The sequence below is a fragment of the Lacrimispora sp. genome (assembly GCF_047605665.1).
Taxonomy (GTDB): domain Bacteria; phylum Bacillota; class Clostridia; order Lachnospirales; family Lachnospiraceae; genus Lacrimispora.
On record NZ_JASGFH010000012.1, the window covers coordinates 115607 to 129856 of the forward strand.

The window sequence follows — 14250 nt, forward strand, 5'->3', positions numbered from 1 at the left end:
TAGTTGAGATTAAGGAGGTTCCTTTATGAATGCAGATGCATTGGGAATGGTTGAGACAAAAGGCCTGGTTGGCGCCATCGAGGCAGCCGATGCCATGGTAAAAGCAGCAAATGTTACGTTAGTCGGATATGAAAAAATCGGTTCCGGCCTTGTAACTGTAATGGTCAGAGGTGATGTAGGAGCTGTAAAGGCTGCTACGGATGCAGGGGCAGCTTCAGCGGCAGCAATTGGTGAAGTAGTTTCTACCCATGTAATTCCTCGTCCTCATACGGATGTGGAAAAAATTATTCCTCATCTGGACTAATAAAGCAAGCAATTGCAGCGGGAGAACCTCTGTCCGTCGGGCAGGGGCTTCTTCTGAAATGAGGTGAAGTTAATGATAAGTGAGGAACGCTTAAGAGAAATTGTGCAGCGTATCCTGACCGAACTGGAAACGGAAGAGAAACTGAAAAGGAAGCAGAGAAAGATTTATATGCTTTGTACCTCTCATTGGGATGACAGGTTTCCTGCATATTTGAAAAAAATGACTGAATCGCCGGATTTTCTGGTGTACCCGGTAATTCCCTTATCCTGGAAAGAACAGGGATATGAGGAGATTCTCCTTGCTTACCCATCGTGCGGCGGTATTCTTTACCGCTCCTGTGAAAAACCCTTTGATTTGGATCAGACCGTTACCGTCCTTCCAGTGGTGCCAAGAGATGTGGTTGTTAAGACTGCTCTTTGTATTACAGACACCTATGAGACAGATTGGATTGCCTCCTGCATGGAAGCCGGAAGCCAGGTGGTATTTGCCAGGAATGGCCTTGCCAGATTTTCCGGAAAAGAACCGGAGGCTTATAAAAATCAGATTTTGTCCTATTACAGAACAGTCCTTACATACGGGATTACGATCTGCGGCGGAGAAGAGGCGGTTCCTCAGCCGGTTCCAAGAACCGAATATACGGCAGTTTGCAGGAACGAGGAAAAAAAGCGTGTCATTACAGCCTCTAATATTGAACAGATGGCTGTAAACGGCGTTCTGTTGATCAACCACAGGGACATTGTGACAGATTTAGCGCTAGACAGGGCTAAATTCCTGAATATTGTTTTAAAAGAGCAGGATTGTGAGGTGAAAGGATGAAGCAGTCATTGGGACTGGTTGAAATTATCGGTATGTCCACAGCGGTTTTAGTGGCCGATGTTATGGTAAAAGCAGCCAATGTCCGGATAATAGAAATGGAAAACTCAAAAGGGCTGGGTTATATGGCCATTAAAATCCAGGGGGATGTAGGAGCCGTAAAGGCAGCGGTTGATGCAGGCTGTCAAATGGGCCGTACCTGCGGAAAACTGGCAGGTTCTAAAGTGATTCCGCGCCCTTCTGATTATGTGGAGCAAATTTTTTGCAGCCCGAAAGATCCTGCACCGTCTGCATTGCCAGTAGCCGAGCAGGAGGTTATACAGTTTCCGGGTGACAGGGAAGAAGGAATAGCGGAAGCACCGGAAATACTGGAAACACCCGAAATATCGGGAACGCCTGAAATTCCGGGAACGCTGGAAATATCGGAAACACCCGAAATATCTGAAATTCCAGAAGCACCTGAAACACCGGAGTTACTGAATCAAATTCCGGACGGAGAGAGTGATGAGGAAGACGTTTTAACGGAAGACTCGGAAAAACCGGTAACTGAAGTGAAGAAACAGGCTTCCGGCACCGCAAAGAAATCAACAAGAAAAACAAGCCATGAGAAAGGCGATCATTAATGGTACACCATGTTTTTGGGTGAAAGGAACATAATATGAAATTGGCTAAAGTTATTGGAACCGTTGTGGCAACAAGAAAAGACGAGACATTGGTAGGACATAAGCTGATGATTATCAGGCGGATTGACGGAAACGGCAATTTCATTGATTTAGAAGAAGTGGCAGTAGACTATGTAGGGGCAGGAATCGGCGAGCTGGTTCTTGTCGGCCAGGGCTCATGTGTCAGAGTGGATAAGAGAAAGAAAGAAGCTGTTATCGATATGGCAATTATAGGCATTATCGACACCATGGACATTTAGTGTACCATATACGGTTATTTATAAGAAATTGTTTCGGAAAGGAGGTAATGTCTGTCATGAAAAGCAGTATTTATTCCAGTGTAACTGATGCAGTATCCGCGGTAAAGTGGGCCTGTGACAGGTATACTAAACTGAGTATGAACGAGCGTCAGGAAATTCTGGAAGCTGTGAAAACAGCACTGCGTCCCTTGATAAAAGAGCTTGCAGAGATGACGGTGGCTGAGACAAATATGGGAGTGGTACAGGATAAGATAAATAAAATAAGCCTTGCCATAGAAAAGACGCCCGGCATCGAGGATTTGATTACGGAAGTGAATACCGGAGACCACGGTATGACTTTGTATGAGTTATCACCTTTTGGTATTGTATGTGCCGTCCACCCCTGCACCAATCCATGTGCCACTTTAATCAGCAATACCATCGGTATGCTGGCGGCAGGCAACGGCATCATACATTGCCCGCATCCAAGGGCAATTAAGGTATCCCAGTATCTTACCGGCGTGATCAGTGATGCAATTCGCAGTGTATGCGGAATTGATAATCTGGTGGTGACTCTTCATGAAAGCCTGATGGGGTTTACTGCAGAAGTCATGAGCCATCCGGATGTGGATCTGGTCGTCTGCACAGGCGGCAGCAGTTCTCTCCGTCAGGCTATGACATCAGGAAAGAAAGTGATTGGCGCAGGTCCGGCCAATCCGGTTGCCATTGTAGATGAGACCGCTGATTTATCAAAAGCAGCCAGGGATATCGTGCGTGGGGCTTCCTTTGATAACAACTTAATGTGCACATCAGAAAAGAGTATGGTGGTAGTTGAAAAGGCAGCGGATTCCTTTATTTTTGAACTTCTGAAGAATGGCGTCTATTATGTAAAGAATGAAGAGGAGATTCAAAAGCTTCTTCATGTGACGGTGACGGAAGATTTTGTGATTAATAAGAGGCTGGAAGGGCGTTCTGCTGATGAAATACTCCATTGTGCCGGTATCCGTTGCAACAGCAGTGTAAAGCTCATTGTGGCAGAAACTGAGTTAACCCATCCATTTGTAACTCTGGAACTTTTGATGCCGTTGGTGCCGTTAGTGCGTGCCAGGGATTTTGATGAAGCGCTGGAGATGGCACTTGACATTGAGCAGGGCTATAAGCATACGGCTACGCTGCATTCAGAATCCATTGATCGGCTGAACCGGGCTGCTAAACTGATGCAGACATCTGTGTTTGTAAAAAACGGTCCGTCGCTGTTAGGAATTGGCTTTGACAAAGAAGGAAATACCAGCTTTACCATAGCCACCACTACCGGAGAAGGAACTACGTCAGCCAGGCATTTCGCCCGCCGCAGAAGGTGTACGCTGACCAGCGGTTTTTCAATCCGTTAAAACCTATGTCCAAAAAGCATGGACAATAATAAGGAAAGCAGGAATATGGTATGAAAGAGGAACAAAATACAGCATATTTTGTAACTTCTGAATCCGTGACAGAGGGCCATCCTGATAAGATATGTGATCAGATTTCAGATGGAATTCTGGATGCTTATCTGGAACAGGATGAAACCTCACGCGTGGCAGTGGAAGCCATGGTGTCTGCCAATACGCTGATGCTGGCGGGAGAGGTTACCTCCAAAGCTCAGATTGATGTAGTCAGCAAAGCCAGAGAAATCATCCGAAATATTGGCTATACAACAAAGAACAAGGGATTTGATGCAGATACCTGCATGATATTTACCAATATTCATAACCAGTCTCCGGACATTTCTATGGGAGTTACGAAAAAATCGGAGGGCAAAAAGGAGATCCTGGGCGGGGGGGACCAAGGGATCATGTATGGTTATGCCGTGGATGAAACAAAGAGCCTGATGCCTCTGCCCTGCGACTTGGCAAACCGTCTGGCAAAACAGCTGGCGGATGTCAGAAGGAAACAGGGAAATGGGTTTCTGTTCCCGGATGGGAAAACTCAGGTGACTATGAAATATGATGAAGATGGAGAACCTGTTTCCATCCACAGCATTGTGGTTTCCACACAGCATGGGGAAGATATACCCCATCAGATATTGGAAGCATTTATCCGCTGTGCAGTGATTGATCCAGTCGTTGATTCGAATTGGATCACTCCCATGACAAAAATCCATGTAAATCCAACCGGACGTTTTGTCATCGGAGGACCGGCAGGAGACACAGGCCTTACAGGCCGGAAGATCATGGTAGATACATATGGAACGGTAGGAAAACATGGAGGCGGTGCATTTTCAGGAAAAGATTCCACGAAGGTAGACCGTTCCGCAGCGTATATGGCCCGTTATGTAGCCAAGAATATTGTTGCTGCAGAGCTTGCCAGGCGCTGTGAGGTTTCTCTTGCCTATGTCATCGGCGGAACAGAACCGGAAGCAGTGACCATCAATACCTTTGGAACGGGAAAAATTCCGGACCGCCAGATCGAGCGTCTGGTGGCCAACGTATTTTCTTTTTCCGTGGCAGATATCATTGCGCATTTGGATTTAAGAAGACCGCAGTTTCTAAAAACGGCAGCCTATGGCCATTTCGGAAGAACAGACCAGGGATTTCGCTGGGAAGAAACTGATAAGGCATGGATGTTAAAGCAATTAGCATATTAAAAACAAAAAAGATAGCAGGAGGAACATTATTATGCAAAATGAAGCATTGGGAATGGTTGAAACAAAAGGTTTGGTAGGAGCAATTGAGGCAGCGGATGCCATGACAAAGGCAGCTAACGTCGTTCTCATCGGATACGAGAAAATCGGTTCAGGGCTGGTAACTGTTATGGTGCGCGGCGACGTAGGAGCCGTAAAGGCTTCTGTAGATGCGGGTGCGGCAGCAGCTTCCAATGTAGGTCAGGTTGTATCCCAGCATGTGATTCCAAGACCTCACACAGATGTGGAGAAAATTTTACCAAAGTCATTATAGTCCATGGCGGCAGGCTGACAATCTGCTGAATGTTCCAATTCCGAAAAGGGGTTTTACACAATGTTAAATGATGCATTAATCAGACTGGTTGCCCAAAGGGTGATGGAAAAAGTCAATGAATACAATACTTTTAAAATACCTGTCGGAGTTTCCAACCGCCACGTCCATGTGAGCCAGAAGGATTTGGAAACGCTGTTTGGTGAGGGCTTCCAGCTTACAAAGAAAAGCGATCTAAAACAGCCGGGGCAGTATGCCTGCAATGAAACGGTGACAATACGGGGGCCTAAAGGGGAATTTGAAGGAGTCAGAATATTAGGGCCGGTCAGAAAACAGAGCCAGATTGAGATTTCCAAGACGGATAGCTTCCGTCTTGGGGTCCGGCCTCCCATACGGGAATCCGGTGATCTGGAAGGAACGCCGGGGCTTGAAATGATCGGTCCCAGTGGAACTGTGCCTCTGCATCAGGGTGCCATTATTGCCCTGCGCCACATTCATATGCGGCCGGAACAGGCCGCTGCTCTGGGCATAAAAGACAAAGACCTTGTGGAGGTGGAAACCTTTGGGGAGCGTTACGGTGTATTCGGTGATGTGCTCATCAGAGTATCGGAAGACTATAGTCTGGAGATGCATGTAGATGTGGACGAGGCCAATGCATGTGCGCTGGACAACAATGATTATGTCATGATCAGGAAGAAATAAACGGGGAGGAAAAGAGGAGTAAATATGCTGATAACCAATGAGGTATTATCCGAATTTGCAGAGTTAATACAGGAAGGCAAATCCAATCCCTTTTCCGGCTCATTAAAAGCAGGAGTCGATTTGGGAACAGCCAATATCGTACTGGCTGTGACTGATGAGGCCAATCATCCTGTTGCAGGAGCAACTGCAGAGTCTAAAGTAGTAAAAGATGGAATTGTAGTGGATTTCGTCGGCGCCATACAGACGGTCAGAAGATTAAAGGCCCAGGTTGAAGAACTCATAGGCAGGGAGCTGACAACTGCGGCGGCGGCTATCCCTCCTGGCATCCTGGAGGGAAATGTGAGATGTATTGCCAACGTAGTGGAGGGAGCAGGTTTTGATGTGACCGGCATCATTGATGAGCCGACGGCAGCAGCAAACATACTGGGAATTCAGGATGGCGCCGTAGTGGATGTGGGGGGCGGAACCACCGGCATCAGCATCTTAAAGGATGGAAAAGTCATTTTTACGGCTGACGAACCGACAGGGGGAATCCATATGACCCTGGTATTGGCAGGCTACTATGGCATTTCCATTGAAGAGGCTGAGACTTTGAAAAAGGACTTGTCAAAAGAAACTTCTGTTTTTCCTATTGTGAAGCCTGTCGTAGAAAAGATGGCTTCCATTGTTAAAAAGTTCCTGACAGGTTACGGAGTGGATAAGGTTTATGTTGTAGGCGGTGCCTGCTGTTTTACAGAATTTGAGAACACCTTTGAAAAGGTGTTGGGGATCACTACGGTTAAGACAAATGATTCACTCCTCGTTACGCCTTTAGGGATTGCCTGGAATGCAAAAACAATATAGAAAAGAAGGTGTGGTAGCTTGGAAATAGATATGAGAGTAATTGAGCAGTTGGTATCTCAGGCTTTAAAGGAAATTCAGACAGAGAAGCCCGCGCTGTTTCATGAGCCTGAAATAGAATGTTACGGCGTATTTAAAACCGTGGATGAAGCCGTAGCCGCTTCCGAGGCGGCACAGAAAAAGCTGCTGGTTGAAAAAATTTCACAGCGTCAGAAATATGTGGACGTGATTCGCAAAACCGCACTGAAGCGGGAAAATTTAGAGCTGCTGTCCAGATTTGCAGTGGAGGAAACAGGGATTGGCAATTATGAACACAAACTGCGAAAGAACATCCTAGCTGCAGAGAAGACCCCTGGAACAGAAGATTTGATTACGGATGCATTGACAGGAGATGGCGGTATCACCATTACCGAGTACTGTCCCTTTGGTGTCATCGGTGCAATTACCCCAACCACCAATCCTACGGAAACGATTATTAACAATTCGATTTCCATGATTGCCGGTGGAAATACTGTTGTATTCAGCCCCCACCCAAGAGCGAAGAAGGTTTCTCAAATGCTTGTGAAAATGCTCAATAAGGCATTGATGGAAGCGGGAGCACCGGCCAGCTTAATCACTATGGTGGAGGAACCTTCCATCGAAAATACAAACAAAATGATTCATAATCCCAGGATTCGTCTTTTGGTTGCAACAGGCGGTCCGGCCATCGTCAGCCTTGTCCTTTCCTCCGGAAAAAAAGCCATTGGAGCCGGAGCCGGAAATCCTCCTGTAGTAGTGGATGAGACAGCGGATATTGAAAAGGCCGCTAAGGATATCGTCGATGGATGCAGTTTTGATAACAATGTTCCCTGCATTGCCGAGAAAGAGGTTTTTGCCGTAGATTCTATCTGCGATTATCTGATTCACAATATGAAGTTAAACGGTGCGTTTGAGATCACTGATATGGAGATGGTAAAAAAGCTGGTTGAGTTAGTCACCACCGATAAAGGCGGGCCCAAGACATCATTTGTAGGAAAGAGTGCAAAATATATTTTGGAGCAGATGGGAATTAACGTGGATAACAGCATAAAAGTGATTATTATGGAGGTCCCTAAGGAGCATTTACTGGTCCGGGAAGAGCTGATGATGCCGATCCTGCCAATCGTAAGAGCAGCAGATGTGGATACCGCTATTGAATACGCCTATGAGGCAGAGCAGGGCAACCGCCATACCGCTGTCATGCATTCTAAAAATGTGGAGAAACTCAGCAAGATGGCAAAGCTTTTAGAAACCACAATATTTGTAAAAAATGCACCGTCATATGCAGGTATGGGAGCCGGAGGCGAGGGCCATACCTCTTTCACGATTGCAGGACCTACCGGAGAAGGACTCACTTCTGCTAAGTCATTTTGCCGCAAACGCAGGTGCTTACTTAGTGATGCATTCTGCATCCGCTAAAAAAACCTCAGCCAAAGGTAAGGGGCATAAATATGTCGAATGTATATATCAAAACAAAAGTGTGCAGTGGACACTATGCCATGGAGTATTTAAGAAAAATACGAAGAAGGAAAATACTGCTTGTCTGTGATAAGTTCATGATGGAAAACGGGAGCGTCAATTATATTATTGATGCTCTGGATTCCAGCAATGTCATAGAAACCTTTGATCGGGCCATACCGGATCCAACCATTCAGGTGGTGGGAGAGGGTGTGAATGTGGCATGCAGGGTAAAACCCGATGTAATCATAGGCTTTGGCGGCGGTTCTGCCATAGACACTGCAAAAGGGATCATTTACTTTGCAGAGGCCAGAAACCTCATTGAAAAGCCTGAATTTATCACCATCCCCACCACAAGCGGAACGGGCTCAGAAGTTACGTCTGTAGCGGTGATTACAGATCCGGAGAACAAAAGCAAGCACCTGATTGCATCTGATGGCATTTTGGCGGATGTGGCACTTTTGGACCCGAAGCTGACTCTGACAGTTCCCCCGGTTGTGACGGCTAACACAGGCATGGACGTACTGACTCATGCTTTGGAAGCTTATGTGGCAAAGGGAGCCAATGTCTTTTCGGATGCACTGTCGGAAAAGGCTGTGGAGCTTTTGATAAAAGCCCTGCTGCCTTGCTACTGCGATGGCAGGAATCTGGAATCCAGAACTTTCATGCATGAGGCCTCAACTCTGGCCGGTATGGCATTTAACACAGCGGGTCTGGGAGTAAACCACAGCATTGCCCATCAATTAGGCGGAACATTTCATATTCCCCATGGACTGGCGAATGCAATCCTGCTTAATAAGGTAATTGACTATAACTGCAAAAATTCGGATATCAGGAAAAAATATGCTGCTCTGGCATATAAGGTAATGTTGGTCAGTATGGATGAATCACCAAAACTTGCTGTAAATGTTCTGAAAGAATTAATCTCCACTTTGATGAGAAGCATGAATATGCCTGAGAATATAAGAAGTATGGGGATAAAAAAAGAAGACTACGATAAACAGATGCAGAATATGGTGGATAATGCTTTGATGGATAACTGCCTGAAAACCACTCCCAGAGAGATCGGAACAGGGGCAATCAAAGAGATATTAGAAAGTGTATACTAACCTCCTAAATTAAATAACAAGATTAGACTGGATTCCAATTTTATGAATGCAGTCTGATTTTGTTTTATATATATTTTATAAAAATGAAATTGAAAATGAAGGTGGAAAATAGTAATATTATATATGAAAGCCAAAGGAGGAGCTCAGATGGATAGATTTGATCACTTGGTTCTTGGTGAGGAGTCATTATTTTATTCGGAAATGGACAACCAGATCCATGAAAATGATGAGAACTTCAATCACTTAGATATCATCCACCTTTTCGGTAAGGAAAGATTGGAAAATATACAAAAGAGCTTATCAAAAGCTACCGGACTGGCCTTTATTACCGTGGACTTTCGCGGAGAACCTATTACGGAGGCGACATACTTTTCCCGTTTTTGCCAACAGATAAGAACCTTCCCCCACGCTCTGGAACGCTGCAAATCTTCGGATGCATTCGGCTCCATCCAGGCAGCCGTGACCCAGAAGACGAATGTATATTTCTGTCCCTGTGGTTTGCTGGAGGTCGCTATCCCAATTGTGGTAAGAGGCCATTATCTGGGCGGATTTATTGGCGGTCAGATTCGCTGCAACGATGCCCCGGATTCTGTCAGCAGGCTTGCGTCTGTCATGCATTTTAACCAGTCTGAGAAATCAGAAGAATACATCAAGCTGATGGAAGAGATTCCGGTGTATTCTTACGAGAAGTTTTTAGACATAGCGAATCTTGTTTTTCTTGTTATCAATCAGTTGGGTGAAAATGAAGTGAGCCAGTATATGCAGGCTGACATTCTAAAAAAGAAGATCAAGAAAGTGCAGAATACAAGCCAGAAATATCTGAAAGACTTAAAGCAGAAAAACAGGCAGCTTCAGGAACTGAAGATGCAATCCAATCCGTATTATCTTCTGGATGCCATTGGCTCCCTGCTCAATTTATCTATCATTGAGGATGCTCCCCAGACCAATGAACTTTTAAATACTCTCGCCGATTATGTGCGGTACAGCTATGAGGAGCAGGCCAGCTTTACTTATCTGTCAGGAGAGCTTGAGCATGCAGAACGTTATCTGGCAATCAAAAAGAAGAAGCTTGGTGAGCGGATGGAATACTCCATTCAGGTGCCCAAGGAGATGCAGATGCAGAGAATACCGGCTCAGATTCTTTTGCCGTTTGTACAGAATGCGTTTTACAACGGAATTATGCTGAAGAATGAAGGCGGAAAGATTACCATAACCGGCTCCATAAAAAATAACCATGTCATGCTGGAGATTTCTGATACAGGCTCCGGATTGACTCAGAATGAGCTGGATATAAAATTTGAGGCTTTGAAAAATTATCATGAAGGCCCGTTTATCAAGCTTGGAATGGATTATGCCCAGGAAAAGATGAAGCAGTTATTTGGGGACGGATATGACATCATCATAGAAGATTCCCGCGGGAAAGGACGTAAATGTATCATACGCTGGCCAGAGCACTTTGAAGAAAGGGAAGAAGAGGTATGTACAGAGTTTTAATTGCTACAGATGATGTGCTTATGCGAAAAGCATTTAACATTATGATATCCAGGGAAGAGAAGTTCCAGGTGGCGTACATGGTCGGAACTGGAGAAGCTGCAGTTAAAGCCTGTAAGAAAAACACCGTTCATCTCATATTCATGGACATGCAGATGACAGGTATAAACGGAATTGAAGCGAGCTGGCTGATTAACCAGTCCAGTCCGGAAACCATCATCTATCTGCTTACCGGTCCATCTTCCAATGTCCTCATAAGAGGGATGACCAAAGGAACGGTAAAAGATGTGCTGGAAAAACCTGTTTCTGCCAAAGTAATTAAAAAGATTCTTGATAACTATAAAACGGAACATGAAGATTCCGTTCAGAACCAGCTGTATGAACTGGCAGAATTTGTGAGAAATCATAACTTCAACCTGTTTTACAGCAGATTGCCGCATATCATCGATGAGGTTTATGATATGACAGGGAATGATTCGGCCCGTCTGATCAAAATATTTAATTACATAGGCCAGAATCTTCTGGATATGAGGAATATTTATGATAACAAGCAAAGTGTCATGCAGGAATTCCCTATCAATGAGGCCCTGATTTCAGAACGCAAGATTTCAGAGTTATGGCTGTTTCGGGTGGTTGATTATTTATTCCGCCAAAACAGCATCAGCCGTTACCCCCTGTTGGAAAATATATTTATTTATATAGAGAAGCATATCAAAGAGGATATTACCCTGAACGGAATTATTGAAAACTGTGCAATAAGCCAGGGGTATTTAAGCCGCATTATCCGGGAACAGTTCCAGTTGAGCGTGATGGAATATATCCACATTAAAAAAATGCATCTGGCAAAAGGATACTTCTATTTTACGGATGAAAGCATTGCTGAGGTGGCGTTTAAGCTTGGATATAATGAGAGCAGTTATTTCAGCAAGGTATTTAAAAAACATGAATCCATGACAGTGAAACAATACAGAAGTGAAATTCGAAGGAATTAAAAAGGGAAACCCGTTTTGCGGGTTTCCCTTTTGGACTAATATACAACCCCTTCGTACCCTTCTGTGGAAGGAAACTCAATGGATATGGCTTGTCCCGGATTGTTGTAGTTCTGGTTGATGTTCATGGATACGCCCATGGTTTCTCCCTCTTCGGTCATGGTCATATAAAGAGAGAGGGTTTCATTGGAAATGTAGCCTTCGGCGTTGATTGTGATTCTGCCGTTTATCTGACTGAACTGAAATTCAGAAAGAGAGGGCAGTTCCTCGCCGTAAATACTGTTGAGGTCCTTGTCCAAATCTTTTGCTTCTGCTGAGTATAAAAGGATTTTATTTCCCGCTTCATCCTCTGCAATCTGGAGATTGTCAAGAAATACTCCGAATTCTCCTCTGGGCTCCTTAAATGGGAGGTATTCCATCATATCGTGAGGCCCGATGTACATTTTATATTTTCCGTAATCATCCGTATAATAACAGCCTCCGGTGTAAAAGGAGGTTTCCGTCATATCCAGGCCAAACATGCTGGAAGTGGTTATGAAAAGAAATTCCATGTTTGCCGTGTTTAAGTCATGGTACTTTAGCTGTGTGCGCTCGGAAGCAGAAAGCTCCAGTCCTTCGTAGGAAAAGGTCATATGTAAGTCGGTGTTCATATCCAGGCCGGGAAGCTTTGAAGTCTTCTGGCTGGCCTCCTCATAAAGCTTTTTGCCTTTTTGGCTGACTGCCTGGGCGGTAAAGGGGTCAGCGGCTCTCTGGCGGACCAGACCCTGATCAACCCATGCGCCGGATTCGTTTACCGTATAGCCGTCGGGAGTGGTGGTGCCGGTTAGAAGATAACCGTTTTCATCAAAATAGTAGCATTCCGCCATTCCGTCCCCATCGGAATCGATCCATTCCCAGGTGGATGAGGGATAGGTTTTATCTTTTTCCTGCCACCACCAGCCGCGGTCGTTTTGCTTCCAGGTTCCTGCAAAGGCGGCCGATGCCATGGAGATGGACAGAAGTGCTGTAACAGTCAGAACTCTTAGAATCTTTTTCATGCTGTAGTTCCTTCCTTCTGTTTTTACATGCCCATTGGAAAGGGCTTGCTCAGCATTATACCATATTTTGGTAAATACAACAATGGGTTGCCGGGCAAATCCGTCGACACCATTGACAGAACATGTATTTTCCAATATACTTCAAGGTGCAGCAGGGTCATACATAAGTGATGAACCGGAAACCAATATAATCAGATAAAAGGAGATGGGTAAGCATGAGAATCGCATTGATAAATGAAAACAGCCAGGCGGCTAAAAACCAGTTGATTTATAACAGCTTGAAGAAGGTTGCAGACACAAAAGGCTATGCGGTGGACAACTATGGAATGTATTCCCCGGAGGATGAGTGCTCTCTGACTTATGTGCAGAACGGAATTCTGGCAGCAATTCTTTTAAATTCCGGTGCGGCTGATTATGTAATCACAGGATGCGGAACCGGAGCAGGAGCCATGCTGGCATTAAACAGCTTTCCAGGCGTGATCTGCGGCCTTGTCATTGACCCCAGCGACGGTTATATGTTCGCTCAGATCAACGACGGAAATGCCATTTCCATGCCTTTTGCAAAGGGATTTGGATGGGGTGCAGAGCTGAATTTAGAGTATACATTTGAGAAGCTGTTCTCAGAAGAGAGCGGCCAGGGGTATCCCAGAGAAAGAGCTGTTCCGGAGCAGAGAAATAAGAAAATCCTGGATGCAGTGAGAGAGAATAATTTAAAAGATATTCTGACATGCTTAAAGGGCCTTGACCAGGAGCTGGTTAAGGGAGCCGTTAAGGGCGAAAAATTTGCAGAGCTGTTTTTCCCTAACTGTAAAGATGAAGCCATTGGAGAATATGTAAAAAGCCTGCTGGCCTAAGGCCCAGGTCAATAAAGATGTTTTCAATTTTTAAGAAAAGCCGCAGGATTTTTAAAGTCCTGCGGCTTTTTTTGATGTAAATTTGCGGTGTCAGGCCCGGCAGGATTCGTCAGGCCAAAGTGCCAATAGCGGTGGGAAAACAAGTCTACTTTACCTGGATTCCCTCTATCAGCAGCCTGCAATGATCCACAGCCTGTTTTTTCAGATCAAAGTCAGGATAGCGGATGCACCACTCGTAGCTGATACCCCGAAGCGCCGCAACAAAGTGCCGTGCCAGCACCTCAGCGGGCATGGTGCTTTTGAGTTCTCCCTGATGGATTCCCTTTTCCAGTATTTGATAAAACAGTGCATACAGTTCTCTGTCGTATCCTTTGACCGCCTCGGTATCCACTGTTTCAGTCAGCAGCATCTGATATACCTTTTTCATATTTTCAAATCCGATTGTGCCGGTCAGCACCTCGGCTATCTTTTCCGTTAGAGCCAGCAGTATTTCAGCCGCCGGCATTTGGACAGGCAATCCTTCTAAAAAGGTTTTGTAATCCATATCAGTGCTGGCAGCGTGGTTTGCAATTACACTGGCAATCAGAGCATTCTTGGATTCGAAATGCACATAAAAAGCTCCTTTTGTAACTCCAGCCTCATCGGTGATGTCTTCCACCATAACATCTGAAAAGTTGCGTTCAGAAAACAGCCTTTCAGCAATTTCATATAGTTTCTTCTTGGTTTCAGCACCCTGCACCTTTCTTTTATCCGGTTTTTTCTGCCGCATGATTGTCTCCTCTCGAATTCTCCAAACATCAAGTG

16 protein-coding genes are annotated in these 14250 nt (G+C 45.1%); 14 read left to right on the forward strand and 2 right to left on the reverse strand.

The genetic code is table 11. The features are described from left to right. Positions 1-25: 25 nt before the first annotated feature. The 13 genes from pduA (QM657_RS11580) to QM657_RS11640 all read left to right on the forward strand — a co-directional run bounded on the left by pduA (QM657_RS11580) (position 26) and on the right by QM657_RS11640 (position 11558). Positions 26-304 carry a propanediol utilization microcompartment protein PduA gene (gene pduA, locus QM657_RS11580; RefSeq protein ID WP_158377204.1) on the forward strand — a complete coding sequence of 93 codons (279 nt, stop codon included), beginning with the start codon at positions 26-28 and terminating at the stop codon, positions 302-304. Between the two features lie 72 nt (positions 305-376). Next, positions 377-1120: a hypothetical protein gene (locus QM657_RS11585; protein ID WP_415066848.1), complete on the forward strand. Its 744-nt coding sequence runs from the start codon at positions 377-379 to the stop codon at positions 1118-1120. Continuing rightward, entirely contained in the window at positions 1117-1740 is a 624-nt protein-coding gene (locus QM657_RS11590; protein ID WP_415066817.1) for a BMC domain-containing protein, read from the forward strand. The genes QM657_RS11585 and QM657_RS11590 overlap by 4 nt, the downstream gene beginning before the upstream one ends. Positions 1741-1775: 35 nt before the next feature. Continuing rightward, positions 1776-2039, forward strand: coding sequence for a EutN/CcmL family microcompartment protein (locus QM657_RS11595; protein WP_415066818.1), 264 nt, complete (start codon positions 1776-1778; stop codon positions 2037-2039). Positions 2040-2086: 47 nt separating this feature from the next. Beyond that, positions 2087-3409: an aldehyde dehydrogenase family protein gene (locus QM657_RS11600; RefSeq protein WP_415066819.1), complete on the forward strand. Its 1323-nt coding sequence runs from the start codon at positions 2087-2089 to the stop codon at positions 3407-3409. Positions 3410-3459: 50 nt separating this feature from the next. Further along, positions 3460-4641, forward strand: coding sequence for a methionine adenosyltransferase (gene metK, locus QM657_RS11605; protein WP_415066820.1), 1182 nt, complete (start codon positions 3460-3462; stop codon positions 4639-4641). A 31-nt stretch (positions 4642-4672) separates the two neighbouring features. After that, positions 4673-4951 (forward strand): propanediol utilization microcompartment protein PduA, encoded by a 279-nt coding sequence (gene pduA, locus QM657_RS11610; protein WP_415066821.1) that lies wholly within the window; start codon positions 4673-4675, stop codon positions 4949-4951. Between the two features lie 60 nt (positions 4952-5011). Next, positions 5012-5650 (forward strand): phosphate propanoyltransferase, encoded by a 639-nt coding sequence (locus QM657_RS11615; RefSeq protein ID WP_415066822.1) that lies wholly within the window; start codon positions 5012-5014, stop codon positions 5648-5650. A 24-nt stretch (positions 5651-5674) separates the two neighbouring features. Continuing rightward, on the forward strand, positions 5675-6493 hold the full coding sequence (gene eutJ / locus QM657_RS11620; RefSeq protein WP_415066823.1) for an ethanolamine utilization protein EutJ: 819 nt from the start codon (positions 5675-5677) through the stop codon (positions 6491-6493). A 30-nt stretch (positions 6494-6523) separates the two neighbouring features. Beyond that, a complete protein-coding gene (locus QM657_RS11625) occupies positions 6524-7927 on the forward strand; it encodes an aldehyde dehydrogenase family protein (protein WP_415066824.1) in 1404 nt (467 codons plus the stop codon). Between the two features lie 32 nt (positions 7928-7959). Further along, entirely contained in the window at positions 7960-9075 is a 1116-nt protein-coding gene (locus QM657_RS11630; protein WP_415066825.1) for a 1-propanol dehydrogenase PduQ, read from the forward strand. A gap of 147 nt (positions 9076-9222) precedes the next feature. Further along, positions 9223-10569: a PocR ligand-binding domain-containing protein gene (locus QM657_RS11635; RefSeq protein ID WP_415066826.1), complete on the forward strand. Its 1347-nt coding sequence runs from the start codon at positions 9223-9225 to the stop codon at positions 10567-10569. Next, positions 10554-11558, forward strand: coding sequence for a response regulator (locus QM657_RS11640; RefSeq protein WP_415066827.1), 1005 nt, complete (start codon positions 10554-10556; stop codon positions 11556-11558). Before QM657_RS11635 ends, QM657_RS11640 begins: the two co-directional genes overlap by 16 nt. Positions 11559-11593: 35 nt before the next feature. Here QM657_RS11640 and QM657_RS11645 read toward each other — a convergent pair whose 3' ends face one another. Further along, the gene (locus tag QM657_RS11645) at positions 11594-12592 is read right to left on the reverse strand and encodes a hypothetical protein (RefSeq protein WP_415066828.1); all 999 of its coding nucleotides are present in this window, start codon (positions 12590-12592) and stop codon (positions 11594-11596) included. 215 nt (positions 12593-12807) lie between these two features. On the opposite strand from QM657_RS11645, the gene QM657_RS11650 reads away from it, so the two are divergent. Continuing rightward, a complete protein-coding gene (locus QM657_RS11650) occupies positions 12808-13446 on the forward strand; it encodes an RpiB/LacA/LacB family sugar-phosphate isomerase (protein WP_415066829.1) in 639 nt (212 codons plus the stop codon). 145 nt (positions 13447-13591) lie between these two features. On the opposite strand, the gene QM657_RS11655 is transcribed toward QM657_RS11650, so the two are convergent. After that, positions 13592-14215, reverse strand: coding sequence for a TetR/AcrR family transcriptional regulator (locus QM657_RS11655; protein ID WP_415066830.1), 624 nt, complete (start codon positions 14213-14215; stop codon positions 13592-13594). Between the last annotated feature and the right edge of the window lie 35 nt (positions 14216-14250).

Coding starts and splice junctions, on each gene's coding strand:
- eutJ (WP_415066823.1), top strand. CDS start 5,675: ATGCTGATAACCAATGAGGTATTATCCGAATTTGCAGAGTTAATACAG.
- QM657_RS11635 (WP_415066826.1), top strand. CDS start 9,223: ATGGATAGATTTGATCACTTGGTTCTTGGTGAGGAGTCATTATTTTAT.
- QM657_RS11645 (WP_415066828.1), bottom strand. CDS start 12,592: ATGAAAAAGATTCTAAGAGTTCTGACTGTTACAGCACTTCTGTCCATC.
- QM657_RS11630 (WP_415066825.1), top strand. CDS start 7,960: ATGTCGAATGTATATATCAAAACAAAAGTGTGCAGTGGACACTATGCC.
- QM657_RS11590 (WP_415066817.1), top strand. CDS start 1,117: ATGAAGCAGTCATTGGGACTGGTTGAAATTATCGGTATGTCCACAGCG.
- QM657_RS11655 (WP_415066830.1), bottom strand. CDS start 14,215: ATGCGGCAGAAAAAACCGGATAAAAGAAAGGTGCAGGGTGCTGAAACC.
- QM657_RS11595 (WP_415066818.1), top strand. CDS start 1,776: ATGAAATTGGCTAAAGTTATTGGAACCGTTGTGGCAACAAGAAAAGAC.
- pduA (WP_158377204.1), top strand. CDS start 26: ATGAATGCAGATGCATTGGGAATGGTTGAGACAAAAGGCCTGGTTGGC.
- QM657_RS11640 (WP_415066827.1), top strand. CDS start 10,554: ATGTACAGAGTTTTAATTGCTACAGATGATGTGCTTATGCGAAAAGCA.
- metK (WP_415066820.1), top strand. CDS start 3,460: ATGAAAGAGGAACAAAATACAGCATATTTTGTAACTTCTGAATCCGTG.
- QM657_RS11585 (WP_415066848.1), top strand. CDS start 377: ATGATAAGTGAGGAACGCTTAAGAGAAATTGTGCAGCGTATCCTGACC.
- QM657_RS11615 (WP_415066822.1), top strand. CDS start 5,012: ATGTTAAATGATGCATTAATCAGACTGGTTGCCCAAAGGGTGATGGAA.
- QM657_RS11600 (WP_415066819.1), top strand. CDS start 2,087: ATGTCTGTCATGAAAAGCAGTATTTATTCCAGTGTAACTGATGCAGTA.
- QM657_RS11650 (WP_415066829.1), top strand. CDS start 12,808: ATGAGAATCGCATTGATAAATGAAAACAGCCAGGCGGCTAAAAACCAG.
- QM657_RS11625 (WP_415066824.1), top strand. CDS start 6,524: ATGAGAGTAATTGAGCAGTTGGTATCTCAGGCTTTAAAGGAAATTCAG.
- pduA (WP_415066821.1), top strand. CDS start 4,673: ATGCAAAATGAAGCATTGGGAATGGTTGAAACAAAAGGTTTGGTAGGA.